Source organism: Bradyrhizobium sp. USDA 3311, assembly GCF_054062495.1.
In genome coordinates this window covers 6,133,194-6,159,707 of record NZ_JBSSFI010000001.1, presented here as the reverse complement: position 1 = coordinate 6,159,707, position 26,514 = coordinate 6,133,194, and the positions used below count along the sequence as shown (strand labels likewise).

Annotated in this window: 17 protein-coding genes and 1 tRNA gene; 15 read left to right on the top strand and 3 right to left on the bottom strand. The window is 64.8% G+C overall.

Annotated features, from left to right (window positions below):
- Positions 1-153 precede the first annotated feature (153 nt).
- On the bottom strand, positions 154-1,338 hold the full coding sequence (gene metC, locus ACVWW6_RS29520) for a cystathionine beta-lyase (RefSeq protein WP_028174097.1): 1,185 nt from the start codon (positions 1,336-1,338) through the stop codon (positions 154-156).
- A 381-nt stretch (positions 1,339-1,719) separates the two neighbouring features.
- On the opposite strand from metC, the gene ACVWW6_RS29515 reads away from it, so the two are divergent.
- The 7 genes from ACVWW6_RS29515 to ACVWW6_RS29485 all read left to right on the top strand — a co-directional run bounded on the left by ACVWW6_RS29515 (position 1,720) and on the right by ACVWW6_RS29485 (position 13,401).
- The gene (locus ACVWW6_RS29515) at positions 1,720-2,736 is read left to right on the top strand and encodes an amino acid ABC transporter substrate-binding protein (protein WP_028174096.1); all 1,017 of its coding nucleotides are present in this window, start codon (positions 1,720-1,722) and stop codon (positions 2,734-2,736) included.
- A 23-nt stretch (positions 2,737-2,759) separates the two neighbouring features.
- Entirely contained in the window at positions 2,760-3,965 is a 1,206-nt protein-coding gene (locus ACVWW6_RS29510) for an amino acid ABC transporter permease (RefSeq protein WP_060912270.1), read from the top strand.
- On the top strand, positions 3,962-5,482 hold the full coding sequence (locus ACVWW6_RS29505) for an amino acid ABC transporter permease (RefSeq protein WP_304553247.1): 1,521 nt from the start codon (positions 3,962-3,964) through the stop codon (positions 5,480-5,482). Before ACVWW6_RS29510 ends, ACVWW6_RS29505 begins: the two co-directional genes overlap by 4 nt.
- A gap of 11 nt (positions 5,483-5,493) precedes the next feature.
- A complete protein-coding gene (locus ACVWW6_RS29500; protein ID WP_028174094.1) occupies positions 5,494-6,231 on the top strand; it encodes an amino acid ABC transporter ATP-binding protein in 738 nt (245 codons plus the stop codon).
- Positions 6,232-6,332: 101 nt separating this feature from the next.
- The gene (locus tag ACVWW6_RS29495; protein ID WP_456681822.1) at positions 6,333-8,573 is read left to right on the top strand and encodes an O-linked N-acetylglucosamine transferase family protein; all 2,241 of its coding nucleotides are present in this window, start codon (positions 6,333-6,335) and stop codon (positions 8,571-8,573) included.
- Positions 8,574-8,776: 203 nt separating this feature from the next.
- Positions 8,777-11,047: an O-linked N-acetylglucosamine transferase, SPINDLY family protein gene (locus ACVWW6_RS29490; protein ID WP_404522376.1), complete on the top strand. Its 2,271-nt coding sequence runs from the start codon at positions 8,777-8,779 to the stop codon at positions 11,045-11,047.
- 116 nt (positions 11,048-11,163) lie between these two features.
- Positions 11,164-13,401 (top strand): O-linked N-acetylglucosamine transferase, SPINDLY family protein, encoded by a 2,238-nt coding sequence (locus ACVWW6_RS29485; protein ID WP_404522375.1) that lies wholly within the window; start codon positions 11,164-11,166, stop codon positions 13,399-13,401.
- 19 nt (positions 13,402-13,420) lie between these two features.
- On the opposite strand, the gene ACVWW6_RS29480 is transcribed toward ACVWW6_RS29485, so the two are convergent.
- Positions 13,421-14,455: a cysteine synthase A gene (locus tag ACVWW6_RS29480; protein WP_028174090.1), complete on the bottom strand. Its 1,035-nt coding sequence runs from the start codon at positions 14,453-14,455 to the stop codon at positions 13,421-13,423.
- Between the two features lie 749 nt (positions 14,456-15,204).
- Here ACVWW6_RS29480 and ACVWW6_RS29475 point away from each other — a divergent pair.
- The 7 genes from ACVWW6_RS29475 (at position 15,205) to ACVWW6_RS29445 (ending at position 25,668) form a co-directional block, all read left to right on the top strand.
- Positions 15,205-16,656 (top strand): efflux transporter outer membrane subunit, encoded by a 1,452-nt coding sequence (locus ACVWW6_RS29475; RefSeq protein ID WP_456681821.1) that lies wholly within the window; start codon positions 15,205-15,207, stop codon positions 16,654-16,656.
- On the top strand, positions 16,646-18,028 hold the full coding sequence (locus ACVWW6_RS29470) for an efflux RND transporter periplasmic adaptor subunit (protein WP_304553254.1): 1,383 nt from the start codon (positions 16,646-16,648) through the stop codon (positions 18,026-18,028). Before ACVWW6_RS29475 ends, ACVWW6_RS29470 begins: the two co-directional genes overlap by 11 nt.
- 36 nt (positions 18,029-18,064) lie before the next feature.
- Entirely contained in the window at positions 18,065-21,214 is a 3,150-nt protein-coding gene (locus ACVWW6_RS29465) for an efflux RND transporter permease subunit (protein ID WP_060912266.1), read from the top strand.
- Positions 21,214-24,321, top strand: coding sequence for an efflux RND transporter permease subunit (locus ACVWW6_RS29460; RefSeq protein ID WP_161534978.1), 3,108 nt, complete (start codon positions 21,214-21,216; stop codon positions 24,319-24,321). Before ACVWW6_RS29465 ends, ACVWW6_RS29460 begins: the two co-directional genes overlap by 1 nt.
- Before the next feature lie 37 nt (positions 24,322-24,358).
- A complete protein-coding gene (locus tag ACVWW6_RS29455) occupies positions 24,359-25,093 on the top strand; it encodes a tRNA-uridine aminocarboxypropyltransferase (RefSeq protein ID WP_028174085.1) in 735 nt (244 codons plus the stop codon).
- Positions 25,094-25,245: 152 nt separating this feature from the next.
- Positions 25,246-25,319 (top strand) — tRNA-Cys (locus tag ACVWW6_RS29450).
- A 202-nt stretch (positions 25,320-25,521) separates the two neighbouring features.
- The gene (locus ACVWW6_RS29445) at positions 25,522-25,668 is read left to right on the top strand and encodes a hypothetical protein (RefSeq protein ID WP_165448159.1); all 147 of its coding nucleotides are present in this window, start codon (positions 25,522-25,524) and stop codon (positions 25,666-25,668) included.
- Between the two features lie 83 nt (positions 25,669-25,751).
- On the opposite strand, the gene ACVWW6_RS29440 is transcribed toward ACVWW6_RS29445, so the two are convergent.
- Positions 25,752-25,946 carry a hypothetical protein gene (locus tag ACVWW6_RS29440; protein WP_456681820.1) on the bottom strand — a complete coding sequence of 65 codons (195 nt, stop codon included), beginning with the start codon at positions 25,944-25,946 and terminating at the stop codon, positions 25,752-25,754.
- Between the two features lie 248 nt (positions 25,947-26,194).
- On the opposite strand from ACVWW6_RS29440, the gene ACVWW6_RS29435 reads away from it, so the two are divergent.
- A complete protein-coding gene (locus ACVWW6_RS29435; RefSeq protein WP_028174083.1) occupies positions 26,195-26,458 on the top strand; it encodes a hypothetical protein in 264 nt (87 codons plus the stop codon).
- Positions 26,459-26,514 lie beyond the last annotated feature (56 nt).

Here is a 26,514-nt window from a genome sequence, read left to right as displayed (position 1 = left end):
TCCGTGTCCGGATTGGAGTCGATTGGTGAAGCTAGCGCCAAATGTCTGGGGATCAAACCATTTGTTGGCGCGTCGGCGTTAACGTTTGCGGCGGCTGCGCGTTCCCGCGGCGCGCGTTGGCGCGTCCGCAGGCGCGATGCCTTTTGAGCAGGCTCACATTGCTGCCTTGAGGGCAGCGAAGCCGCGATCGAGATCCGCTTTGAGGTCGTCGGTGCTTTCGAGCCCGATATGCAGACGCAGGGTAGGGCCGCCCGGCGCCCACTTGGTCGCGGTGCGATAGCCGTCGCAGTCGAAGGGAATCGCAAGACTTTCGAAGCCGCCCCAGGAGAAGCCCATGCCGAACAGCTTGAGCGTGTTGAGCATGGTGTCGACGGCCTTCTGCGGGGCCGGCTTCAGCACGATGCTGAACAGGCCCGAGGCGCCGGTGAAGTCGCGCTTCCAGATCGCATGGCCCGGATCGGTCTCGAGCCCGGGATGCAGCACGCGCGCGACCTCGGGACGGCTTGCGAGCCAGCGCGCCATGTCGAGGCCGGAACGATGATGCTGCGCCAATCGCACCGATAGCGTGCGCAGGCCGCGCAGCGCCAGGAAGACGTCGTCGGGGCCGGCGCAGACGCCGAGCAGGCGGATGCCCTCGGCGATCTGCGGCCAGGCTTTTGCGTTGGCCGAGATGGTGCCGAACATGATGTCGGAATGGCCGCCGATATATTTGGTCGCCGCCTGCATGCTGATGTCGACGCCCTGCTCGAGCGAGCGATGATAGAGCGGGGTGGCCCAGGTGTTGTCGTCGATGACGAGCGCATCGCGCGCATGCGCGACCTCGGCGATGGCGCGGATGTCGGGCATCTCGAACGATTGCGAGCCCGGCGCCTCCACCAGCACCGCACGCGTGTTGGGCTTGAACAGCTTGTCGATGCCGGCGCCGATCAGCGGATCGAAATAGGTGGTCTCGACGCCGTAGCGGGCGAGCATGCCGTTGCAGAAATTGCGCGAAGGCCGATAGACATTGTCGCAGACCAGAATGTGGTCGCCGGTCTTCAGCACCGAGAGCAGGGTGGTGGAGATCGCCGACAGCCCGGATGGCACGATGCCGACGCCGGCGCATTGCGGCCCCTCCAGCGCCATCAGCGTGTCCTGGAACGCCCTGGTCGTCGGGGTGCCGTGGCGGCCATAGGTGAACTCGCCGCGATGGGCATGCAGGTCCTCGGCGGTCGGATAGAGCACGGTCGAGCCGTGGAACACCGGCGGATTGACAAACCCCTTCTGCGCCTTGGTGTCGCGGCCGGAGGTGACCAGCCGGGTCTCGGCCTGCTGCTGGGAGGGGTGCGAGGAATCCATGCGCCTGCTTTCAAAACTGCGTTTCCGCCGGGCGCGATGCGCCCCGCTGGCCGGCCGAAAGGCCGCTGTCGTTAATAACAGAACACAGAAGAGTCCCGTCAACCCCTTGACCCGGCTCGCCAGTCGTTCTGTGATGCGTAGGTGCTATTCAGTCGCCGCATGTTGAGGGGCCTGCCGCGACCTTCGATCCATCGTCTGACCGGACCTTGCGCTACAGCCATAATGGCGGGCGCCTGCGGCGGGGATTAAGGTATGGCCTCCCGAGATCGGCGAGTGTTCGGCAAGGTTTTCCAGCATGACTCTTGCAAGGCTCACCCTGGCAGAGACGATCCTGAGACAACATTCCTGACCTTGAGACGACCCTTGAAAGGCCTTCCCCCCATGAAACGCGTAACCCTGGCTCTCACTCTTGCTCTCGCCGCCGGCCTGACTGCCCAAGCCGCCGATGCGCAAACGCTCAAGACCGTCAAGGACCGGGGCACGCTGTCCTGCGGCGTCAGCCAGGGCCTGCCGGGCTTCTCCGCGCCCGATGACAAGGGCAACTGGACCGGGCTCGACGTCGACGTCTGCCGTGCGATCGCGGCGGCCATCTTCAATGACCCGACCAAGGTCAAGTTCGTGCCGACCTCGGCCAAGGACCGTTTCACGGCGCTGCAATCCGGCGAAATCGACGTGCTCTCGCGCAACACCACCTGGACCATTTCGCGCGACACCTCGCTGGGCGCCAACTTCACCGGCGTGACCTATTATGACGGGCAGGGCTTCATGGTGAAGAAGTCGCTCAAGGTGAATTCCGCCCTCGAGCTCAACAGCGCCTCGGTCTGCGTGCAGACCGGCACCACCACCGAGCAGAATCTGGCCGACTACTTCAAGGCCAACAACATGAAGTACGAGGTGATCGCGTTCGGCACCAACGACGAGACGGTCAAGGCCTATGAGGCCGGCCGCTGCGACGTGTTCACCACCGACCAGTCGGGCCTCTATGCCAACCGCCTCAAGCTCGCCAATCCCAATGACCACATGGTGCTGCCCGAAATCATCTCGAAGGAGCCGCTCGGCCCGATGGTGCGCCACGGCGACGACCAGTGGTTCGACATCGTGAAATGGACGCTGTTTGCCCTCGTCACCACCGAGGAGCTCGGGGTGACCTCGAAGAACGTCGACGAGAAGGCGAAACTGGAAAGCCCTGAGCTGAAGCGCGTGCTCGGCAGCGACGGCAATTTCGGCGAACAGCTCGGCCTGACGAAAGACTGGGTGGTGCGGATCGTGAAGGCCACCGGCAATTACGGCGAGGTGTTTGATCGCAACGTCGGCGCGGGCTCGCCGCTCGCCATCAATCGCGGCCTCAACAATCTCTGGAACAAGGGCGGTCTCCAGTACGCGCCGCCGATCCGCTGATCCCGCTTGAGCGGCACGCGGCGATGAGCACCGAGGCTCGAAAACCGCCGGCCCAGATCGCGCTGAAGATCAGGCGCATTCTGGGCGGCAAGGCAGGCTGGAACGGCGTCGCCGTCCAGTTTGCCTTCGCGGCGATCCTGGGCTGGATCGGTTATGAGATCGTCTCCAACGCCCGCGCCAACCTCGAAAACCAGCACATTGCCGCCGGCTTCGGCTTCCTCAGGAACAATGCCGGCTTCGACGTCAACCAGACCCTGATCTCCTACACCGGCTCGGACACGTTCCTGCGCGTGTTCATCGTCGGGCTTCTGAACACGCTCGTGGTCTCGGTGGTCGGCATCTTTTTCGCCACCGTGATCGGATTTATCGTCGCGCTGTGCCGGCTGTCGCCCAACTGGCTGCTGTCGCGCATCGGCGAGCTCTACGTCGAGATCATCCGCAACCTGCCGCTGCTGTTCCAGATCCTGTTCTGGTACCTGGCGGTGCTCGCGGCGCTGCCAAATCCCCGGCAGAGCATTTCGCTGCTCGGCATCGCCTTCGTCAGCAATCGGGGCCTCGTCATTCCCCGTCCGATCGGCGAGAGCGGGTTCGAGCCGTTCCTGGCGATGCTGGTCCTCGGCATCGTCGCATCGCTGGCGTTGCGCTTCCATGCGCGGCGCGCGCTGTTCCAGCGCGGGCAGGTGATCCGCATCTGGCCCTATGTGCTGGGCCTGCTGTTCGGGCTGCCGCTGGTCACGATGCTGGTGTTCGGTCTGCCCTTCACCTTCGAGCTGCCGCAGCTCAAGGGCTTCAATTTTGCCGGCGGGTCGCGGATCATCCCGGAGTTCGTGGCGCTGACGGTCGCCTTGTCGACATATACCGCCGCCTTCATCGCCGAGATCGTGCGCGCCGGAATCCTGTCCGTGCACAAGGGACAGATGGAGGCGGGGTCCTCGCTGGGCTTGAGCCGCGGCACCACGCTCCGGCTGATCGTCGTGCCGCAGGCGATGCGCGTCATCGTGCCGCCGCTGACCAACCAGTATCTCAACCTCACCAAGAACTCCTCGCTGGCGGTCGCCATCGGCTATCCCGACCTGGTGTCGGTGTTCGCCGGCACCTCGCTGAGCCAGACTGGACAGGCGATCGAGATCATCGCCATGACGATGGGCGTCTATCTCTTGATCTCGCTCGTCACCAGCGCCGTCATGAGCGTCTACGGTTGGCGCGTCAGCCGGAGTCTGGGCGCATGACCGACATCACCTCTTCCAGCTTCGTTCGCCAGGACCTGCTCACCGAGCGTCCCGCGCCGGTGAAGACCACGGGCTTCGTCGGCCTGATGCGCACGCGCCTGTTCAACTCGCCTACCAACATTCTGCTCACGATCGTGGGCGCCCTGCTGCTCTGGTTCACCATCATTCCCTCGGTCAGGTTCCTGATGGTCGATGCGGTCTGGGCCGGCAAGGATCGCACGGCCTGCCTGGCCGAGAATGCCGGATTTGCGGTCGGCGCCTGCTGGCCCTACATCCAGGCCAAGCTGCCGCAACTGATCTACGGCTTCTATCCCGAGGCCGAGCGCTGGCGGGTCAACCTCACGCTCATCCTGGCGGCGGTCCTGCTGGTGCCGCTGCTCGTTCCGCGCCTGCCGTCGAAAGGGCTGAACGCCGGCCTGTTCTTCTTCGCCTTTCCGGTGGTCGCATTCTTCCTGCTGCGCGGCGGCGGCATCACCGGCTTTGGCCTGAGTTGGACGGCCGGCCTCCTGCAATTGTTCGACGACAGCATCATCGGGGCAGGGCAGGCCCTGCTCAATCTCAGCAAGACGTCGGCCATCGCCCCATTGCTGTGGGTCGTTGGCAACCTCGTCGTGCTTGTCGGCACGGCGATCTACTGGCTGATCTTTCCGCTGACCTGGCTGCGCAATCAGCTCCAGGGAACGGGCCAGTCGGTCTGGGTCGATTTCGCCATCACCGCGGTGATCGTCTCCCTGATCGCCTTCCTTCTCGGCGGTGGTGTGCGCGCCGGCTGGCGTGCACTCGCATCGAGCATTGCCACCTTCGTCGCCATCGCCATCGTGATCAAGCTGATGGAGCTCGATCATGGCGGGCTGCCGGTCGTGGAGACGAGCCTGTGGGGCGGCCTGCTGGTGACGCTGGTGGTGTCCGTCACCGGCATCGTCACCTCGCTGCCGATCGGCATCGCGCTGGCGCTGGGCCGCCGCTCCACCATTCCGCTGATCCGGATCTTCTCGATCGCCTTCATCGAGTTCTGGCGCGGCGTGCCGCTGATCACCGTGCTGTTCTTCGCGACCTACATGCTGCCTCTGTTCCTGCCCGGCAATTTCACGGTCGACGGTCTGGTGCGTGCACTGATCGGCATCGCGCTGTTCACGGGCGCCTATCAGGCCGAGAACGTTCGCGGCGGGCTTGCTGCTATCCCGCGCGGGCAGGGCGAGGCCGCGGCCGCCCTCGGGCTGTCCTGGTGGAAGACGACCTCGCTGATCGTGCTGCCGCAGGCGCTGCGCCACGTCATTCCGAACCTCGTCAACAGCTTCATCTCGCTGTTCAAGGACACTTCGCTGGTCTCGATCGTGGCGCTGTTCGACCTCCTGGGCTCGCTCAGGGCCTCGTTCTCGGATCCGAAATGGTCGACGCCGTCCACGGCGTTCACGGGTTTCGCGTTCGCGGGGATCATCTATTTTCTGTTCTGCTTCGGAATGTCACGCTACTCGCTGTTCGTCGAGCACCGCCTCAACGCCCACCGCCGCAACTGATCGAGGCCACCATGTCCGACCCCATCGTCAAGATTTCCGGCCTGAACAAATGGTACGGCGAATTTCACGTCCTGCGCGACATCGACCTCGAGGTGAAGAAGGGCGAGCGCATCGTGATCTGCGGGCCCTCGGGCTCCGGCAAGTCCACGCTGATCCGCTGCATCAACGCACTGGAGGAATTCCAGGAGGGCGAGATCGTCGTCGACGGCATCGCGCTCGGGCCGAACCTCAAGCATGTCGACGCGGTGCGCCGCGAGGTCGGCATGGTGTTCCAGAGCTTTAACCTGTTCCCGCATCTGACGGTTCTGGACAATTGCACGCTGGCGCCGATCTGGGTCCGCAACATCCCCAAGAGGGATGCCGAGGCAACCGCGATGAAATTCCTGGAGCGGGTCAAGATCCCGCACCAGGCCAACAAGTTTCCGGGCCAGATGTCCGGTGGCCAGCAGCAGCGGGTCGCGATCGCGCGCGCGCTGACGATGAACCCGAAGGTGATGCTGTTCGACGAGCCGACCTCGGCGCTCGACCCCGAGATGGTCAAGGAGGTCCTCGACACCATGGTCGACCTCGCCGGGGAGGGCATGACCATGCTGGTCGTGACCCACGAGATGGGATTTGCCCGCGAGGTCGCCAACCGCGTCGTGTTCATGGACGCCGGCCAGATCATCGAGGCCAATACCCCGAACGAGTTCTTTGCCGCCCCCCAGCACGCCCGCACAAAACTGTTCCTGAGCCAGATTCTGCGGTGAGCGCCTGAAAATCCGGCGGCCTCGCTGCTCCAACCGACCCACCAGCTTCGCACCATGCGAATCAGCTTGCCTCTTTTCGGACCATCCTCCGGAGAGAGACCTTGCAGAGCAGAGTCGGCGCGCGCGCATACCAGAATGCGCGTTTGGAAAAGAAGCTGAGGAAGCAGGCGGACGCCGTCATGTCCTTCGCGATCGAGGCGCTCGGGCAGGGTAGATTTGACGAAGTCGAGATCCTTTGCCGCGAGATCCTGAAGGAGGTTCCGGATCACTTCCACGCCACGCACCTGCTCGGCCTGCGCGCGTTCGACGGCGGGTGGCTCGAGGACGCGCAATTCCTGCTTGAGCGCGCGGTTGGACTCGATCCGCGTTCGCCCGATGCCCATGGCAATCTCGGGGCCGTGTATTTCGCGCTCGAGAGGTTCAAGGATGCCCGCGCATGCCAGGAGAAGGCCATTGCGCTGAAGCCGAATTGTCCGATCACCCTGACCAATCTCGGCAATACGCTGCTGCACCTCGGCCTCGCCAAGGAGGCGATCGAACTGCACGAGCGCGCCATCAGGCTGAAGCCGAACTATGCCGATGCATTTTGCAACCGCGGGATGGCGGAACTGATGATCGGCCAGTTTGAGCGTGCCGGGGTGGACTTCGATCGCGCCCTGTCGTTTCAGCCGCGTCACGCCGAAGCGATCGCCGGCAAGGCTATGGTGAGCCTCGAGCTCCGGCACTTCGAGGCGGCGGAGGCCGCCTTCGAAGCTTCGCTCGCGCTCAAGCCGGGCTCACCGCGGATTCTGGTGCAGCGCGGACGGCTCCATTTGACCCTGTACCGGCTGGAGCAGGCGGCCGCGGATTTCGATGCAGCGCTGGCGCAATCACCACGGAACGAGCTCGCGCTGTGCTGGAGGGCGCAGGTCGACATTATGGTGAGGAACACGGCGGGGGCGATGGCGGGCGTCAAGACCCTGCTCGAGGTCAATCCGCAATCCGAGGCGGGCATGTCGCTCCTGGCCTCTTGCTATGCGAACCAGGGAGACATCGCGACGGCGCTCGAATATCTTGATGCGGCGCTGGCGATCGCGCCGGACTTTCCGGAGGCCATCGGATACAAGATTTTCGTGCTGGATTACCTGCCGGAGGCCGATTTCGTGGTCCAGCAGGCGGCACGAAAATATTGGTGGGATCAGATCGGCGCCAAGCTTCCGCAAAGGGCCCTGTCGCCGCGCGATCTCGATCCGGACAGACGGATCGTGATCGGATATGTCGCGTCCGAATTCAGGCAGCATTCGGCGGCGTACACCCTGTTGCCGGTGATGCGCCATCACGATCACGCCAAGTTCAAGATCGTCTGCTATTCCTGCTGGCCGTTGCAGGATGGGATGACCGAGAAGTTCAAGGCTTGCGCAGACGTCTGGGTCGAGGCCGCGCAGTTTTCGGACGATGAACTGGCCGATCGTATCCAGGCCGACGGGATCGATATTCTGATCGATGTGTCCGGACATACGACCGGCAGCAGGCTCCATGTTTTCTCGCGGAAGCCGGCCCCCATCCAGGTCACGGGCTTCGGGCACGCAACAGGCACGGGCCTTCAGACGATGGACTACGTGCTCGCGGATCCGATCTTCATTCCGCAGTCGGCGCGCCACCTGCTGGCCGAAAAGGTCTATGACCTGCCGAGCCTGATCACGATCGATCCCATCCTGGACGTGCCACCTTCGGAGCTTCCCATGCTCCGCAACGGCTATGTGACCTTCGGTGTGTTCAACCGCATCTTGAAGATCTCGGACGAGGCCATCCGGGTGTGGTCGAAGGTGATGCGTGAGGTGGCGGGATCGAAGATCATCATCAAGAACGGGCTGCTCGACGATCCGATGCTGCGCGACGGTCTGATCGCGCGGTTCGTGGCACAGGGCATCGCCGAGGAGAACGTCATCTGCATGGGCTCGACCTCGCGCCGCGAGCATTTGCGGGCCTTTGCCAATGTCGACATTTCGCTCGACACCTTCCCGCAAAACGGTGGCATCAGCACCTGGGAATCCCTCTATGCGGGCGTCCCGGTTGTCGCCAAGCTCGGCAACGGCTCCTCGTCGCGCGCCGGCGGCTCCATCGTGGCGGCCGTCGGTCTCGGCGACTGGGTTGCCGATGACGACGAGGGCTATGCCGCGATCGCGTGCAAATTTGCCGCGCAGCCTGCCCATCTGGCGAAGCTGCGCGCGGATCTGCCGGCGCAGATCGCCAATTCACCCGCCGGCAACGTCGAGATCTACACGCGTGAGGTCGAGGCGGGATATCGCCAGTTCTGGCGCGACTATTGTGCCGAGGCCTCGGAAACATGCGACGTTGCGTAGGCACGTCCGCCGCGCCGGACCGCGACGTCCGAGGCCTGAGATGATCGACATCAGCTTTGGATGGTGCATGCCCGAGGCTGGTCCCGAGCCAGATCCCGCGCGGGGCACCGGAAGATCCCGGGGTGTTGCCGGTCCAGCCGATCGGGCGGCCTCGGCCGCGAATCAGTTAGACTCTCGGTACGGCCATCCTCCGGAGAGTAACCTTGCAGAACAGCGGCGGCGCGCGCGCATTCCAGAACGCGCGATTGCAGAAGAAGTTGATGAAGCAGGCGGATGCCATCATCTCCGCCGCGGCCGCCGCCTATGGCCAAGGCAAATTTGCCGAGACAGAGGCGCTATGCCGTGAGATCCTGAAAGCGCTTCCGGATCATGTCGACGCCTTGCACCTGCTCGGGATGTGTGCGCATGACGGCCGCCGCCTGGAGGAGGCCCGGGAGCTGCTCGAGCGCGTGATTGCGCTCGATCCGCGCCTGCATGACGCCCATAACAACCTGGCGACCGTGCACTTCGACCTCGGTAATTTCGAGGAGGCGCGGCGGTGTCAGGAGAGGGCCATCGCGCTGAAGCCGAATTTCGTGGTCGCGCTGACCAACCTCGGCAATACGCTGATGCATCTGGGGCAGTACGAACAGGCGCTCGAACTGCACGAGCGCGCAATCAAGATCAAGCCGGACTACGCCGATGCGTTCTGCAATCGCGGAATGGTCGAGATAGTGCTTGGACAGATCACGCGCGCCAAGGAAAGTTTCGATCGCGCCTTGCTGTTTCAGCCGCGTCACGCCGAGGCAATCGTCGGCAGCAGCATGGTCTGCATGGAGCTCCGGCACCACGAGGAGGCGGCAGCCAAGCTTGCCACGGCGCTCGCGATCAAGCCCGGCTCGCCGAGGATTCTGGCCCAGCGAGGGCGGCTCAGTTACGAGTTGCAGCGCCTGGAGCCGGCGCTTGCGGATTTCGAGGCCGCGCTTGCCATTTCGCCCAAGCTCGAACTGGCCCTCCGGGGCAAGGCACAGGCCTGCCTCGTGATGGGGAAGACCGCGCAGGCGATGGCGGCCGCAACGGCCTTGATCGAGCAAAATCCGCGCTCCGAGGTCGGCTTGGCGCTGATGGGATTCTCTCATTCAAATCAGGGAGAGATGGACGCCGCGATCGAATATCTCGATCGCGCGCTGGCGATCCGTCCGGACTATGGAGATGCGATCAGGGGCAAGATCTTCTTGCAGGACTACCGCGCCGAGGCCGATTTCGCGCTCCAGCAGGCGGTACGACGAGATTGGTGGGACTTGATCGGCTCCAAGCTGCCGCGGCGGACGCTGCCGAAGCGGCCGCTCGATCCGGACAAGCAGATTGTGGTCGGCTATGTCGCTGCCGAATTCCGGCAACACTCGGCGGGCCTCACCTTGCTACCGGTGCTGCGCCATCATGATCACGCCAACTTCAAGATCATCTGCTATTATTCCTGGCCGGGAGCGGACGAGTACACCGCCATGTTCAAGTCGCTGGCGGACGTCTGGGTCGACGCCTGGGACCTTTCGGACGACGAACTCGCCGATCGCATTCAGGCTGACAATGTCGACATCCTGATCGACGTTTCGGGCCATACGACCGGTAACAGGTTGCAGGTTTTCGCGCGAAAGCCTGCCCCCATCCAGGCCACTGGGTTCGGACACGCGACGGGCACGGGCATGCAGACCATGGACTATGTGCTCGCGGATCCCGTTTTCATTCCGCCGTCGGTCCGGCATCTGTTTCCCGAAAAGATCCACGATCTGCCGTGCCTGATCACGATGGAGCCCGTCTCGGATCTGCAGCCGTCCGAGTTGCCGATGCTCCGCAACGGCTACGTCACCTTCGGCGTGTTCAACCGCATCTACAAGATATCGGATGATGCGATCCGTGTGTGGTCGCGGATCATGCGCGAGGTTCCGGGATCCAAGATCGTCCTCAAGCACGGTCTGCTCGATGATCCCCTGCTGCGCGATAGCCTGATCGCGCGTTTCGTGGCGCAGGGCATTGCCGAGGAGAATATCACGTGCCTCGGCACCACCTCGCGCAACGACCACCTGATGGCCTTTGACAAGATCGATATTTCGCTCGACACGTTCCCACAGAATGGCGGCATCAGCACCTGGGAATCCCTCTACAAGGGCGTTCCCGTCGTCGCCAAGCTCGGCATTGGAGCCTCTTCGCGTGCCGGCGCCTCAATCGTGGCCGCCGTCGGTCTCGGCGACTGGGTCGCCGAGGATGACGATGGCTATGTCGAGATCGCCCGCAAGTTTGCATCGCAGCCCGATTATCTGGCGAAGTTGCGCGCGGGATTGCCGGCTCAGATCGCAGCCTCGCCCGCCGGCAATGTCGAGATCTACACGCGTGAGCTCGAAGCGGGTTACCGCCAGTTCTGGCGAGACTATTGTGCCGCCGCCTCGGAGAGCGGCGACGCTGCGGTAAGCGGGACAGACGCACCTAGCGGTTCCTGAGCCGGATCCTGCAGCGAGCCCCGGAATAGCCCGGAAGGATTTCCGGTCCCGCCGACCGGCCGGCCCGCCGCGCGAATCAGTTAGACTCGCCGCGGGCCATCTTCCGGAGAGACACCTTGCAGAGCAGCGCCGGCGCGCGCGCATTCCAGAATGCGCGATTGCAGAAGAAATTGAAAAAGCAGGCGGACGCCGTCATCTCTGCCGCGGCAAGCGCCTATGGCCAGGGCAGGTATGCGGAGACCGAGGCGCTCTGTCGCCAGATCGTGCAAGCCGTTCCGGATCATTTCGACGCCACGCACCTGCTCGGCCTGTCTGTGCAACAGGGCGGGCGCCTGGAAGAGGCGCAACAGCTGCTCGAGCGCGCGATCGCGATCGATCCGCGTTCGCACGAGGCCCACAACAATCTCGCGGCCGTGTACGTCGTTCTTCAGAAATTCGAGGCCGCTCGCGCCTGTCAGGAGAAGGCGATCGCGCTGAAGCCGAATTTCACGCCGGCCCTGACCGGCCTCGGCAATACCTTGCTCAACATGAACCTGCCCGAGCAGGCGATCGAGATGTACGATCGCGCGATCAGGCTAAAGCCTGACTATGCCGACGCGTTCTGCAACCGTGGCCTGGCCGAGCTTGCGCTGCGCCAGCTTGATCGCGCCAGGCAAAGTTTCGAGCGGGCGCTGCTGTTTCAGCCGCGAAACGTGGAGGCGCTCGTCGGCAAAGGTTTGGTCAATATCGAGCTCAAGAACTTCGACGAGGCAAAGGGCGCGCTCGAGGCGGCGCTCGCGATCAGGCCAGGTTCGGCGAAGATCCTGGCGAACCGCGGACGGCTCAATTTTGAGATGTCGAGGTTGGAACAGGCGGCTGCGGATTTTGACGCAGCCCTTGCGATTTCGCCCAAGCTCGAGGTGGCCTTGCAGGGGAAGGCGCAAGTCTCGCTCGCCGTGGGAAATACGGCGCAGGCGATCCTGGCCTGCACCACGTTGCTGGAGGAAAATCCGCGCTCCGCGAGCGCGATGGCGCTGATGAGTGCTTGTTTTGCAAACCAGGGAGAGATCGCGCCGGCGATCGAATTGCTGGATGCCGCGCTGGCCATTGTGACGGATGCCAGCCTGATCGGGCGGAAGATCTTTTTCCTGGACTATCTCTCCGACGCCGATTTCGCTGTTCAGCAGGCCGCCCGAACGCAGTGGTGGGACGCAATCGGCGTCAAATTGGCGCAAAGGAAGCTCGCGCCCCGGCAGTTCGATCCCGACAGGAGGATCGTGATCGGCTATGTCGCTGCCGAGTTCTGGTTCCACTCGGCAGGGTTCACGCTGTTGCCAGTGCTCGCTCATCACGATCATAGCAAATTCGAAATCGTCTGCTATTCGTGCTCACCGGTACGAGATGAAGTGACCGCCAAATTCGAGTCGCTGGCGGACGTCTGGGTCGAGGCCGGGCGGCTCTCGGACGATCAATTGGCCGATCGCATCGAGGCCGACAAGGTCGATATCCTGATCGACGTGTCTGGACACACGACCGGCAACAGGCTCCCTGTCTTTGCGCGGAAGCCGGCCCCCATCCAGGTCTCTGGATTCGGACACGCGACCGGCACCGGCCTTCGGACCATGGACTATGTGCTCGCGGATCCGGTCTTCATTCCGCAATCGGCCCGCCATCTGTTGGCCGAGAAGGTCCATGATCTGCCCTGCCTGATCACGATCGATCCGATCCTGGATGTGCCGCCCTCGGAGCTTCCGATGCTCCGCAATGGCTACGTGACCTTCGGCGTGTTCAACCGGATTTACAAGATTTCGGATGAGGCGATCCGCGTTTGGTCGCGCGTCATGCGTGAGGTGACCGGGTCGAAAATCATCATCAAGCATACTATGCTTGACGATCCCTTGGTGCGCGACCGCCTGATCGCGCGGTTCGTGGCGCATGGCGTCGCCGAAGCAAACATCACTTGCCTGGGCTCGAGCCCGCGCGCCGAGCATCTGCGGGCCTTTGCCAATGTCGATATTTCGCTCGACACGTTCCCGCAAAATGGCGGCGTCAGCACCTGGGAATCCCTCTATGCGGGCGTTCCGGTCGTCGCCAAGCTCGGTAAAGGTGCCTCCTCGCGCGCCGGTGCCTCCATCGTGGCGGCCGTCGGTCTTGCCGACTGGGTTGCCGATGACGACGCGGGCTATGCCGCGATCGCGTGCAAATTTGCGGCGCAGCCCGCTCATCTGGCGAAGTTGCGCGCGGATTTGCCGGCTCAGATCGCGGCCTCGCCCGCCGGCAATGTCGAGATCTACACGCGCGAGGTCGAAGCGGGTTATCGCCAGTTCTGGCGCGACTATTGTGCCGTGGCTTCGGAGCGCGGCGAGGTGGCGTGAACGGGCCGAACCGCGGCGATCAAACGAAGGGCGGCTTGATGTTGCTGCGCTTCTCCAGCCATTCCGGCACCGGAAGGTTCTTGGCGCGCATGAAGTCCGCATTGAACAGTTTTGACTGATAGCGGCTGCCGGAATCGCAGAGCACGGTGACGATGGTCTTGCCGGGGCCGAGCTGCTTGGCGAGGCGTATCGCGCCGGCGATGTTGATGCCGGTCGAGCCGCCGAGGCACAGGCCCTCGTGCTGGAGCAGGTCGTAGATCTCCGTGACGGCGTCAGTGTCGGGAATGAGATAGGCGTCATCGACCTTCGCGCTCTCGACGATCGCGGTCGCCCGGTTGAGGCCGATACCTTCGGTGATCGAACCGCCCGGCGTCGCCTTGGCTTCGCCGGTCCTGAAATACTCGAACATCCCGGCACCGTGCGGGTCGGCGCAGGCGATCCGGACGTTCTTGTTCTTTTCCTTCAGAAGGCGGCTGACGCCGGCGAGCGTGCCGCCGCTGCCGACCGAGCAGACGAACCCGTCGACCTTGCCGCCGGTCTGCTCCCAGATCTCCGGCCCCGTGGACTCGTAATGCGCTTTCGCATTGTCGAGATTGTTCCACTGGTCGGCGAACAGCACGCCGTTAGGCTCGGTCTTGCGCAGCTCGTCGGCGAGCCGGCGGCCGACATGCTGGTAGTTGTTGGGATTGGCGTAAGGAAGCGCCGGCACCTCGATCAGCTCGGCGCCGCACAGCTTGAGAAAGTCCTTCTTCTCCTGGCTCTGCGTCTCCGGGATCACGATCAGCGTGCGGTAGCCGCGGGCACTCGCCACGACAGCGAGCCCGATGCCGGTATTGCCGGCGGTTGCTTCCACCACGAGGCCGCCGGGCTTGAGCTCGCCGCGCTTCTCGGCCTCCAGGATCATCCACTTGCCGGCGCGGTCCTTCACCGACTGGCCCGGATTCATGAACTCGGCCTTGCCCAGAATGGTGCAGCCGGTCGCCTCCGAGGCGCGCTTGAGCTTGATCAGCGGGGTGTTGCCAATGGCTTCGACAACGTCGTTTCGAATGGTCATGTCAGGGGGAAATCACTGGCAAGGGGTTGATCAGGTTGGCCAGAACCTAGTGCCTGGGAGGCCAAAGGGGAAGGCTTTTGCGCTGCGGCGAAACGGGTGGAAGTGCTCCTCCGGGCAACCATATTTCGGGGGAAGATGAGCGCGGGCGATCCTGAGCTGCGGCGCCGGATTTCGGTGGAATGATTTGTCCGACAACTGTCAGGGCATGGAAGATAATGGTCGTCGCGATCAACCTTGGCGCCCAATCTCCGCCGGAGCGAGATGGCGGACGACACATCTGCACAACAGCTGCATATTCCTTATCGATCACTGCCGGCTTCGTGACGATGGCCCGCCGCGGTTTGAGGTGGAGCCAAAGCCGCATAAAGCTTGTTGCCGACCAATGCTCCGCCGGATCAAACGGATCCGTGTGGGTGTGGCGCCAATATCACATGAAATCTTGGTAAGCTTGAATCCGCTTCGCGATGGCGGAAAAATACGAGAAGTCTTTGCAAGACAGCCATATCTTGCACTTTCATGGCGCGGATATCCGCGCATCCGGGTCGCCATCTCGCACCTGCGGGACTGTCCCGCTGTTCCGCGCCCGGCTAGTATAAAGCTCAAAGTTCCGCTGAAAGCATCACCGTTGTGATCGAGCTACACGAAGCCCCCCGACTGTCCGGCCGCGAATCGGTTAATCCGGCTGCGCGGTGGCGGCTCGGTCTGCCCGGCGGGGGGTGGAAGTGACACAGCATGTTCTGGCGACCGTCATGCGGCGGTCTCTGGGTTCTGCGTCCCGGACGCGTCGTGCGGCGCGCTGGCTTGCGGTGCTGTGCCTCGCCGCCGGTTCGGGCGGTTGCGTGCTGACGCAGGATCTTCCGGATCCCGCGCTCGATGTTCCCGCGCAGTACAAATACGCCGGGAAGGGGGATACGCCGCCGTCGCTGGATTGGTGGCGCGGCTTCCGTTCCGCCGAGCTGACGCAGCTGATGGAGGAGGCGCAGACCGTCAACCTCGACATCGCGGCCGCCGTCTCGCGCATCGTCCAGGCGGACGCCCAGGCGCGGCAGGCGGGCGCTGCGCTGCTGCCGAGCGTGTCGACCGGCGGATCGGAAACCTATTCACGCACCTCGGGCTCGTCGTCCTCGGGTCTCACCAACGGCGGCCGCGAGGTCGTCAATTATTCGGCTTCGCTGAGCGCGAGCTACCAGCTCGATTTCTGGGGCCAGAATCGCGACGCACTCCAGACCGCGGAGGAGACAGCGAACGCCAACCGTTTCGATCGTGACGTCGTCGCGCTCACGACGCTGGCGAGTGTCGCCAACGCCTATTTCCAGGTGCTGACCTCGCAGGATCGCCTCAGGACCTCCCAGCGCAACATCGCGAGCGCGCAACGCATCCTCGATGCCGTCAAGGAGCGTCGCAAGGCCGGCACCGGCACCGATCTCGACGTTGCCCAGCAGGAGAGCGTGGTCGCCAACCAGAAGGCGCTGGTGCCGCCGCTGCGCCAGACGCTCGACCAGAACGTCAACGCGCTCGCCGTGCTGGTCTCGCGCCCGCCCGAGAGCGTGCGCGTGCTCGGCGGCTCCCTGGACCGGATCGCGATCCCGCGCGTGACGCCTAGCCTGCCGTCGGAGCTGCTGACGCAGCGGCCGGACATCCGCCGGCAGGAGGCGCAGCTCGCCTCGGCGACCGCGAACATCGGCAATGCCCGCGCGCAGTTCTTTCCGACCATCCAGCTCACCGGCAATGGCGGCTATCAGAGCTCGGCGCTGGTGTCGCTGTTCCAGCCGCATGCGGCCTTCTTCCAGCTGGTCGGCAGTGCCACCCAGCCAATCTTCGACGGCGGCAAGATCCTCGGCAATTTCGAATTTGCCAAGGCGCGGCAGGACGAACTGCTCCAGACCTACCGCAAGACCATCGTCCAGGCCTTCGCCGACGTCGACAATGCGCTGTTCTCGATCAAGCAGACTACGATCAAGCTGCAATTGCAGCGCGATGTCGTCACCGCCTCGCGGCGCGCGTTCGATCTGTCGGAGCAGCAATTGCGCGCCGGCACCGCCGATATCGTGACCGTGCTCAACACCCAGCTGACCCTGTTCCAGGCGGAAGACGCGCTGTCGCAGGCCCAACTCGCACGGCTTCTCGCCATCGTCAGCCTGTATCAGGCGCTCGGCGGCGGCTGGGAACCGAGGATGGAGAAACCGGTCAATGCTCTTTAAGCCGGATAAGAAGGATGACGCGAAGGCGGGGACGGTGAGGAAATCGTCGCGCGGCGGCTTCATCCTGACTCTGGTCACGCTCGCGATCCTCGGCGGCCTCGGCTATCTCGGCTGGACCGTGTGGCATCAGCAGCCGCAGCAGGCGAACGGCCGCAACCAGCGCCCCGATCTGCCGGTGCCGGTGCTGGCGGCAACGCCCCGCATCCAGGACGTCCCGGTCTATCTCGACGGCGTCGGCGCGATCCGCGCGCTCAACACCGTCACCGTGCGCTCGCAGGTCGACGGCAAGCTGATCGCGGTCAATTTCACCGAAGGCCAGGACGTCAAGAAGGGCGACGTGGTCGGCGAGATCGATCCAGCGCTCTATCAGGCGACGTACGATCAGGCGGTCGCCAAGAAGGCGCAGGACCAGGCCCAGCTCGCCAACCAGCGCATTGACCTCACCCGCTATGAGCAGCTCGCCGCCTCCAACGCCGGCTCCAAGCAACAGGCCGATACGCAGCGCGCGCTGGTCGCCCAGACCGAGGCGCTGGTGAAGGCCGACCAGGCCGCGATCGACAATGCGGCGGCGACGCTGAGCTATACCAAGATCGTTGCGCCGATCTCGGGGCGCGCCGGCCTGCGCCAGGTCGACCAGGGCAACATCATCCACGCCGCCGACACCACCGGCCTCGTCGTCATCACGCAATTGCAGCCGATCGCGGTGTGGTTCAGCCTGCCGCAGCAGCAGATCATGCGAGTCAATGCGGCCGCCGCCAAGGGCGCGCTCGCGGTCGACGTGTTCGGCAACGACGGCGTCACCGTGATCGACACCGGCAAGCTGACCGGCATCGACAACCAGGTCGACCAGACCACCGGCACGCTCAGGCTCAAGGCTGAGTTCCCCAACGCCAATTACCAGCTCTGGCCGGGCCAGTTCGTCAATGTCCGCCTCAAGGTCGAGACCTTGATGCAGGCGCTGGTCGTCCCGACGTCGGCGGTCCAGCGCGGTCCGATCGGCACCTTCAGCTATGTCATCGGCGAAGACAACGTCGTCTCGGCCAAGCCCGTGACGGTGACCCAGCAGAACGAGCATGACGCCGTCATCGCCAGCGGCCTGTCGGCGAACGACCGCGTCGTGACGACAGGCTTTGCCAATCTGTCCGATGGCTCAAAGGTCGTCGTCGGACGCGACGACCAGACGCCGTCGGCCGACCTCGCGCCGCGCAAGCGCTCGCGCGGGCCGGACGCTCAGAAAAAGGATGGCGCCAAGGACGGCCAAAAGGACGGCGAGCCCCGCGCCAAGCGGAGCAGCAGCGAAGGCGACCAGAAGGGACAGACCGGGCCGGCACCGGGACCCGGGGCAACGGGAAGTGGAGCCAAGCAGCCATGATCCCGACAACAGCCGCCTGAGCGGCAGGCGCATCCCATGGGTGTCTCCGAACCCTTCATCCGCCGTCCCATCGCGACCTCGCTGCTCGGCATCGCGCTCCTGATCGGCGGGCTGCTGGGCTATTTCTCGCTCCCGGTCTCGGCGCTGCCGCAGGTCGACTTCCCGACCGTGCAGGTGACGACGCAGCTGCCGGGTGCCAGCCCCGACGTGATCGCCTCGCTGATTACCGCGCCGCTGGAGCGGCAACTCGGCCAGATCCCGTCGCTGTCGGCGATGAACTCGACGAGCTCGTTCGGCGTCAGCCAGATATCGCTCCAGTTCGACCTCAACCGCGACATCGACGGCGCGACCCAGGACGTCCAGGCCGCGATCAACGCGGCGGCCGGCGTGCTGCCCAAGACGCTGCCTTATCCGCCGACCTACGCCAAGGTGAACCCGGCGGATGCGCCAGTCATGACGCTGGCGCTGCGTTCGGACACGATCTCGCTGCGGGCGATGAGCGACATCGCCGATACGCTTCTGGCGCAACGGCTGAGCCAGATCTCCGGCGTCGGGCGCGTCTCCGTGCTCGGCGGGCTGAAGCCGGCCGTGCGCATCCAGGCGGATCTGGCGCGGCTGGCGGCCTATGGCATCGCCATGGAGGATCTGCGCACCGCGATCGCCAATGCCAACGTCTCGGGTCCGAAGGGCTCGCTCGACGGCGCGCAGCAATCCTACATCATCGCCGCCAACGACCAGATCGCCGCCGCCGAGGCCTACAAGCCTGTCATCATCGCTTATCGCAACGGCTCGCCGGTCACGATCGCCGACGTCGCGCAGATCGTCGATGGCCTGGAGAACGACCGCACCGGCGGCTGGTACCAGGGCACGCCGGCCGTCATCATCGACATCCAGCGCCAACCCGGCGCCAACGTCATCGACGTCGTCAGCCAGATCCGCGCCGAAATCCCGAAGGTCCAGCGCGCCATTCCGGCCGGCGTGAACCTCACCATCGTCTCCGACCGCACCGTCACCATCCGCGCCTCGGTGCGCGACGTGCAGTTCACGCTGATCCTCAGCGTCGTGCTGGTGACGCTGGTGGTGCTGCTGTTCCTGCGCTCGCTCAGGGCCACGCTGATCGCGGGCGTGGCGTTGCCGCTGTCGCTGATCACGAGCTTCGGCATCATGTATTTTGCCGGCTTCAGCCTCGACAATCTGTCGCTGATGGCGCTCACCATCGGCACCGGATTCGTCGTCGACGACGCCATCGTGATGATCGAGAACATCGTCCGCCACATGGAGAACGGCGACGGGCCGATGGAGGCCTCGCTGAAGGGCGCCAGCGAAATCGGCTTCACGGTGATCTCGCTGACGGTGTCGCTGATCGCGGTGTTCATCCCGCTTCTGTTCATGTCGGGCCTCGTCGGGCGGATGTTCCGCGAATTCGCGCTGACGCTGACGATCGCAGTCGTGACCTCGGCCGTGGTCTCGCTGACGCTCACGCCGATGATGTGCTCGCGCCTGCTTCGGCATGCCCATGAGGAGCTGGCGGTGCCGGGCCTTGCTGCCATCAGCCGCTTCATCGACCGCACCGTCGAGTTCTATCACCGCACGCTGCTCTGGGTTCTGGAGCGCCAGCGCGCCACGCTGGTCGTGACCTTCGCCACGCTGATCGCAACCCTCGTCCTCTACGTCGTGGCGCCAAAGGGCTTCCTGCCGCTTCAGGACACCGCCTCGATCACGGCGGTGACGGAGGCCGGACCCGACGTCTCGTTCGCGGAGATGCAGAAGCGGCAGGCCGAGGCCGCCGACGCCATCAAGGCAGACCCCGACGTGGTCGGCGTCGTCTCGGTGATCGGCGCCGGCTCGGTCAATCCGACCACCAATGTCGGCCGTCTCGTCATGACCTTGAAACCGCGCGGCGAGCGGCGTGACGACGTCAGCGTGGTCGTGACCCGGCTGAAGCAGAGGGTGTCGGGCATCCCCGGCATGACCGTCTATTTCCAGCCGGTGCAGGACGTGCAGATCTCGACCCAGTCGAGCCGCTCGCAATACCAGTACACGCTGACCGGCACCGATGCGGCGCTGGTGTCGGAATGGGCGCGCAAGCTGGTTGCGGAGATGCGGCGCGATCCCTTGTTCCGCGACGTTTCCTCGGAGGCGCAGGAGGGCGGCCTGCGGGCGCAGCTCGATGTGGATCGAACGCGGGCGGGCCAGCTCGGCGTGAGCCTGCAAGGCATCACCGACACGCTGAACGACGCCTTCGCGCAGCGGCAGATATCGACCATCTACGGCCAGGCCAACCAGTACCGCGTCGTGCTGGAGGCGTTGCCGATGTACCAGCGCGATCCCTCGATCCTGTCGAAGCTCTATTTGCCGGGCGCCGCGAGCGCCATCGTCGGCGCGCCCAACGCCCAGGTGCCGCTGTCGGCGGTGGCGACGCTGAAGCGCACCACGGCGCCGCTGGCGATCTCGCACCAGGCGCAATTCCCGGCGATCTCGCTCAGCTTCAACCTCGCGCCGGGCGCAGCCCTCGGCGATGCCGTCGAAGCGGTGAAGACGATCGAGACCCGCATCGAAATGCCCAACAGCATCGTCGGGGTCTATGCCGGCGATGCCGCCGAATTCGCCAAGGCGCTCGCCGGCCAGCCCTGGCTGCTGCTCGCCGCCGTCATCACGATCTACATCGTGCTCGGCGTGCTCTACGAGAGCTACATCCACCCGATCACCATCCTGTCGACGCTGCCCTCGGCCGGCGTCGGCGCGATCCTGGCGCTGGTCCTGTGCGGACAGGATCTCTCGGTGATCGGTCTGATCGGCATCATCCTGCTGATGGGCATCGTCAAGAAGAACGCGATCATGATGATCGACTTCGCGCTCGAGGCCGAGCGCGGGCAGGGCATGTCGCCGAACGAGGCGATCGTGCAGGCGTGTCTCCTGCGCTTCCGCCCGATCATGATGACGACGCTGGCGGCGCTGTTCGGCGCGCTGCCGCTGGCGATCGAGAGCGGCACCGGCGCCGAGCTGCGCTTTCCGCTCGGCATCTCCATCATCGGCGGCCTGCTGCTGAGCCAGCTCCTGACGCTGTACACCACGCCCGTGATCTACCTGGCGCTCGACCGCATCAACCGCCGCCTCGAGCAGGCGCTGCCGCCGGCCGAATCCGGCGGCCCGCCGGTCGCGGGCGCGACCGAGGGGATGCAGTGATGGCATCGATCTCGGAGCCCTTCATCCGCCGCCCGGTCGCGACCACGCTGCTGTCGATCGGGTTGTTCCTGCTGGGTGTCGTCGCCTACGAGTTCCTGCCCGTCGCCTCGGTCCCGAACGTCGACTTCCCCGCCATCTTCGTCTCGGCCAGCCGGCCCGGCGCCGACCCTTCCGTGATGGCGGCGACTGTGGCCTCGCCGCTGGAGCGGCGGTTAGGTGAGATATCGGGCATCAACCAGATCACCTCGACGTCGTCGCTCGGCGTCACCAACATCCAGCTCCAGTTCGACATCGGCCGCAACATCGACAAGGCCGCGCGCGACGTGCAGGCCGCGATCAACGCCTCGTTGGTGGACCTGCCGAGCGATCTGCCGACCCTGCCGCGCTTCCGGAAAGCGAACACGGCCGGCGCGCCCGTCTTTGTGCTGGCACTGACCTCGAAGACACTGTCGGCGAGCGCGATCTACGACGTCGCCGATACGGTGCTGGCGCAGCGCATCTCGCAGGTGCCGGGTGTCGGCGACGTCACGGTCAGCGGCGCCGACCAGCCGGCCGTGCGGGTGCAGCTCAACCCCGTCGCGCTCTCGAACGCCGGCATCGCCACCGACGACGTGCGGACCGCAATCGTCAACGCCAATCCACTTGGTCCCGTCGGCATCTTCAACGGCGAGCGCCAGAGCGAGACGCTGTCGCTGAACAAGCAGATGCGCACCGCGAAAGAGTTCCGCGACATCGTCATCAAGAGCTCCAACGGCAATTTCGTCCGGCTTTCCGACGTCGCCGAAATCGAGGACTCCGTCCGCAACGCCCGCTCGATCGCCTGGTTCAACAAGCAGCCGGCGGTGCTGATCCAGATCACCAAGCAGGGCGATGCCAACGTCATCGACACCGTCGACCGCGTGAAGGCGCTGATCCCCGAGCTGAAGCAATGGATTCCGGCCGGCGTGGACATTTCCACCCTGGTCGATCGCACCAGCACGATCCGCGCCAGCGTCCTCGACATGCAGTGGACCCTGCTGGCAACCGCCATCCTCGTGATGCTCGTCGTGTTCGTGTTCCTGCGGCGGATGACGCCGACGATCGCGGCCGGCATCTCGGTGCCGCTGGCGCTGGCCGGCACCTGCGCCGGGATGTGGGTCGCGGGCTTCTCGATCGACAATCTGTCTCTGATGGCGCTCGCCATCTCCGTCGGCTTCGTGGTCGACGACGCCATCGTCATGATCGAGAACATGTTCCGCAATCTCGAGCACGGCATGCGGCCGTTCGAGGCGGCGCTGGAGGGGGCCAAGCAGATCGGATTCACCGTCGTGTCGATCAGCCTGTCGCTGATCGCCGCCTTCACCCCGCTGATCTTCATGGACGGCATCGTCGGCCGCCTGCTGCGCGAATTCTCGCTGACGCTCACCTTCGCGATCCTGGTCTCGACGCTGGTGTCGCTGACCGTGACGCCGATGATCTGCGCCCATTACATCCGGCAGACCACCTCCGGCACGGCGACGCTGTTCGATCGCCTGATCGAGGGCTCGCTGTCGCGCATCGTCGCCTTCTACACCCGCACCCTGCGCACCGTGCTGGAATTCCCGCTGCTGACGCTGCTGGTGTTCTTCGCCACCATCGGTCTCACGGTGACGCTCTACATCAAGGTCCCCAAGGGTTATTTCCCGACCGACGATTCCGGCTTCGTCATCGGCGCGACGCGCGCCTCGGCCGACATCTCGTTCCAGTCGATGCTCGGCCTCCAGCAGCGGCTCGCCGACATCGTGATGCAGGATCCGGCCGTGGCCGGCATCGGCTCGACCGTCGGCAGCGGAGGCGGGGGCCCGGGGGCGGCAACCTCGAACCGCGGCACCATGTTCATCAGCCTGAAGCCGCCGGAGGAGCGCGACCACGTCTCGACACAGGTCGTGATCGACCGTCTCAGGCGCGCGCTGTTCCCGGTGCCCGGCATCCGCCTCTTCATGTTCGCCGCCCAGGACGTGCGCGCCGGCGGACGGCAGAGCGATTCTGACTACCAGTACACGCTCTCCTCGACCGATCTCGACCTGTTGCAGAAATGGGCGCCGATCGTCGCCAAGCGCATGGAGAGCGTCGAAGGCATCACCGACATTTCCAGCGATCGCGATCCCGGCGGGCTTCAGCTGACGCTCAGCATCGACCGCCAGAAGGCCTCGGCGCTCGGCGTCAAGGTTCAGGACATCGACAACGCGCTGAACAACGCGTTCTCGCAGCGGCAGATCTCGATCATCTACACCCAGCGCAACCAGTACATGACCGTGCTGGAGATCGACCCGAAATTCCAGGTCGATCCCTCCAACCTCGATCGCATCTATGTCGCCGGCGCCGGCGACGTGCAGGTGCCTCTGTCGGCCGTGGTGCGCGCGACGCGCGGCCTTGCCGCGCTCGCGGTCTATCATTCGCAGTCGTTCCCTTCGACCACGGTGTCGTTCAACCTGTTGCCCGACGTGCCGCTCCAGGCCGCGACGCAGAACATCCAGCGCGCGGTCGAGGAGCTGCATATGCCGGAAGGCATCCGCGGCAGCTTCGACGGCAATGCCGGCGATTTCGCCAGGACCAGCGGCCGCCAGCCGCTGCTGATCCTCGGCGCGCTCGTGGCGATGTATATCGTGCTCGGGGTGCTCTATGAGAGCCTCGCCCATCCGCTCACGATCATCTCGACGCTGCCCTCGGCCGGCCTCGGCGCGCTGCTGGCCCTGCAGATCACCAACACGCCGCTGACGGTGATCGCCTTCGTCGGCATCATCCTCTTGATCGGCATCGTCAAGAAGAACGGCATCATGATGGTGGACTTCGCGCTCGACGCCGAGCGCCAGCGCGGCCTGTCCTCGGCGGAGGCGATCTTCGAGGCCTGCCAGGCCCGGTTTCGCCCCATCCTGATGACGACGATGGCGGCGCTGTTCGCCGGCATTCCGCTGGTCGTTGCGACCGGGCCCGGCACCGAGCTCCGCCGTCCGCTCGGCATCACCATCATCGGCGGCCTGTTCGTCTCGCAGATCCTGACGCTCTACACCACGCCCGTGATCTACCTGCTGATCGACCGCCTGCGGCGGCGAACAGGGCCGCGTCCGCTGCCCGCACCGGCGGAATAGGTTGTTGAACCGCCGTGCAAAGCGTATAGCGGCGGCCATGTCGAACCCTACTGCCGCCGCGCCGGCCGACCCGATCCCCGAATGTCCGCACTGCCAGAAGCCGATGCCGCTGTGCATCTGCGACAGTGTCGCGCCCATTGAAAATCGCCTCGGCCTCTTGATCCTCCAGCATCCGCAGGAGCAGGACAGGGCGCTCGGTACCGCGCGGTTGACTGCGAAGCACTTCCCCAATGCCGTGGTGCGCGTCGGCCTGTCCTGGCCGAGCCTGTCCAAGGCGCTCGGGCAGCCGGTCGAGAATGCCTCCCACTGGGCCGTGCTCTATCTTGGCTCGGCCCGCGCGGCCGATCTCGAAGCCGAGGCCGAGATCGTCGCGCTCAACCGCAAGGGCGAGGTCGCGGACAACCAGCGCGCGATCCTCGGCAAGCTCGAAGGCGTCGTGCTGCTCGACGGCACCTGGAGCCAGGCCAAGGCGCTGTGGTGGCGCAATCCGTGGATGCTCAAATGCCAGCGCGTGATCCTCAACCCGTCGCGCCCCTCGCGCTACGGGCGCCTGCGCAAGGAGCCGCGCAAGGACGGGCTGTCGACCATCGAAGCGGCTGCTGCGATCCTGGCAGGCCTAGAGCGGCGCCCCGACATCGCCGAGACGCTGCATGCGAGCTTCGAGCGGATGCTGACGCGCTATCGCGAGGTGCAGGCGGAGATGCCTGAACTGGCGCCGAAGCCGGTGGTCAAGGACCGCCGGCGCGGTGTCCGGCGGGGCAAGCGAGCCTGAGGTCGGCCTACATCATCCGCGCGATCCTGCTGGTTCGCCGCTGCCGGCGCGACCGAGGAGATTCTCGGCCGATATCTCGCTGGCGCGAAGGCTTAGCCGCCCGGTCGGGGTTGCCTAAGCCATTGATCCCCTATATTGGTCCGCCCTTACGGGGCCACGTGGCGGAGTGGTTACGCAACGGTCTGCAAAACCGTGTACACCAGTTCAATTCTGGTCGTGGCCTCCATCACAAGCTTCTGATTTTTCAGCCAAAAAATCAAATTCGGCGCAGGTTCCACCGATGCCGCTCGCCGTCGGCTGCCGGGGTGAGGCGGGACGCTGCCACCGGGTTTGCCCGGGGCTTGGCGGAAACCAGCGATTCAGGCCCGATGGCATAGACTTCGCATCTGCGAAGTGATGCGTCACGAACCCTGAAAGCTGGAGAGCACGTGAGCGACGTCGTTCGATTTGTCCCGAAATCCGAGCTGGAGCGGGCCCGTCTCATTCGCGAGGCCCGTGCGATCTATGACAGCATCTTTCCGCCGGCCGCACCCGACCGGGTGCCGCAGGACGGCGAGGAGCGCGTCAAGAATTGATCGTGGCCGCGCCGGGTTCCGGCGCATGGCGATGCCAAACCGCCCAGCAGGCGGGGGCGCATCTGTTCACGGTGAAGGTGGCCTCAGCAGGCCGCGTACCAGCCGTCGGGAAACGGCAGCATGGGCCAAGCGCCCTCATTGTCATTGGCGGCTTTGGGCGTTGCGTCGAAGCTCCACGAGCGGGGCACGAATTCCTCCTCCGGCGCGGGCGCAAAATCGTCATGGACCATGGCGTCGCGGACGGCATCCAGCAGCAAGTTGAATTCGGCTTCGCTCATCGCACCCTCCGGAACGCGGATGGCGCAATGTCGCAAAGCCGGTTTGTTTCCCGATTGAGCCGATCGTTCGCATTTTAGCGATCCGGCGATCAGGTCCCGTATGGTTAGCGATTCCTGAAAATCCCCGCGAGAACTTAGGCGTCCCGGGCTGGCTGCCCGTGTGAAAGGGATCACATTCTCCGCGATTTATTTCTCCTACCCCTGCACACAACCGGCCAACGCGGGCCGGGCAGACAGGAGACTTCGTCATGAAGGCAAGGTTCTTGCGGTTTGCGGGTGTGAAGAGCCGGGCGCGCCGTGCCTCCACGGTCGGACTGTTCCTGACGCTGTTTGCCTCCGCGGCTCACGCGCAGCAGGGAACGGCGGAGCAGCGCCGGGCCTGCACCCCCGACGTCTACCGGCTCTGCGCCGGCGAGATCCCCAATGTCCGCGCCATCACGGCCTGCCTGCGCCGTAACCGGTCAAGCTTGAGCGAGGCTTGCCGTTCCGTGTTCGATCAGGCCGGCGGCTGACATAGCGGGTCTGTGAGTTTGTGCGCAGCAAGTGGCTCGTGCGGCCTCGCGAATCC

What these genes read in the sequence shown, in the direction of transcription:
- metC (WP_028174097.1), bottom strand. Translation starts at nt 1,338, where the DNA reads ATGGATTCCTCGCACCCCTCCCAGCAGCAGGCCGAGACCCGGCTGGTC.
- ACVWW6_RS29515 (WP_028174096.1), top strand. Translation starts at nt 1,720, where the DNA reads ATGAAACGCGTAACCCTGGCTCTCACTCTTGCTCTCGCCGCCGGCCTG.
- ACVWW6_RS29510 (WP_060912270.1), top strand. Translation starts at nt 2,760, where the DNA reads ATGAGCACCGAGGCTCGAAAACCGCCGGCCCAGATCGCGCTGAAGATC.
- ACVWW6_RS29505 (WP_304553247.1), top strand. Translation starts at nt 3,962, where the DNA reads ATGACCGACATCACCTCTTCCAGCTTCGTTCGCCAGGACCTGCTCACC.
- ACVWW6_RS29500 (WP_028174094.1), top strand. Translation starts at nt 5,494, where the DNA reads ATGTCCGACCCCATCGTCAAGATTTCCGGCCTGAACAAATGGTACGGC.
- ACVWW6_RS29480 (WP_028174090.1), bottom strand. Translation starts at nt 14,455, where the DNA reads ATGACCATTCGAAACGACGTTGTCGAAGCCATTGGCAACACCCCGCTG.
- ACVWW6_RS29475 (WP_456681821.1), top strand. Translation starts at nt 15,205, where the DNA reads ATGCGGCGGTCTCTGGGTTCTGCGTCCCGGACGCGTCGTGCGGCGCGC.
- ACVWW6_RS29470 (WP_304553254.1), top strand. Translation starts at nt 16,646, where the DNA reads ATGCTCTTTAAGCCGGATAAGAAGGATGACGCGAAGGCGGGGACGGTG.
- ACVWW6_RS29465 (WP_060912266.1), top strand. Translation starts at nt 18,065, where the DNA reads ATGGGTGTCTCCGAACCCTTCATCCGCCGTCCCATCGCGACCTCGCTG.
- ACVWW6_RS29460 (WP_161534978.1), top strand. Translation starts at nt 21,214, where the DNA reads ATGGCATCGATCTCGGAGCCCTTCATCCGCCGCCCGGTCGCGACCACG.
- ACVWW6_RS29455 (WP_028174085.1), top strand. Translation starts at nt 24,359, where the DNA reads ATGTCGAACCCTACTGCCGCCGCGCCGGCCGACCCGATCCCCGAATGT.
- ACVWW6_RS29440 (WP_456681820.1), bottom strand. Translation starts at nt 25,946, where the DNA reads ATGAGCGAAGCCGAATTCAACTTGCTGCTGGATGCCGTCCGCGACGCC.
- ACVWW6_RS29435 (WP_028174083.1), top strand. Translation starts at nt 26,195, where the DNA reads ATGAAGGCAAGGTTCTTGCGGTTTGCGGGTGTGAAGAGCCGGGCGCGC.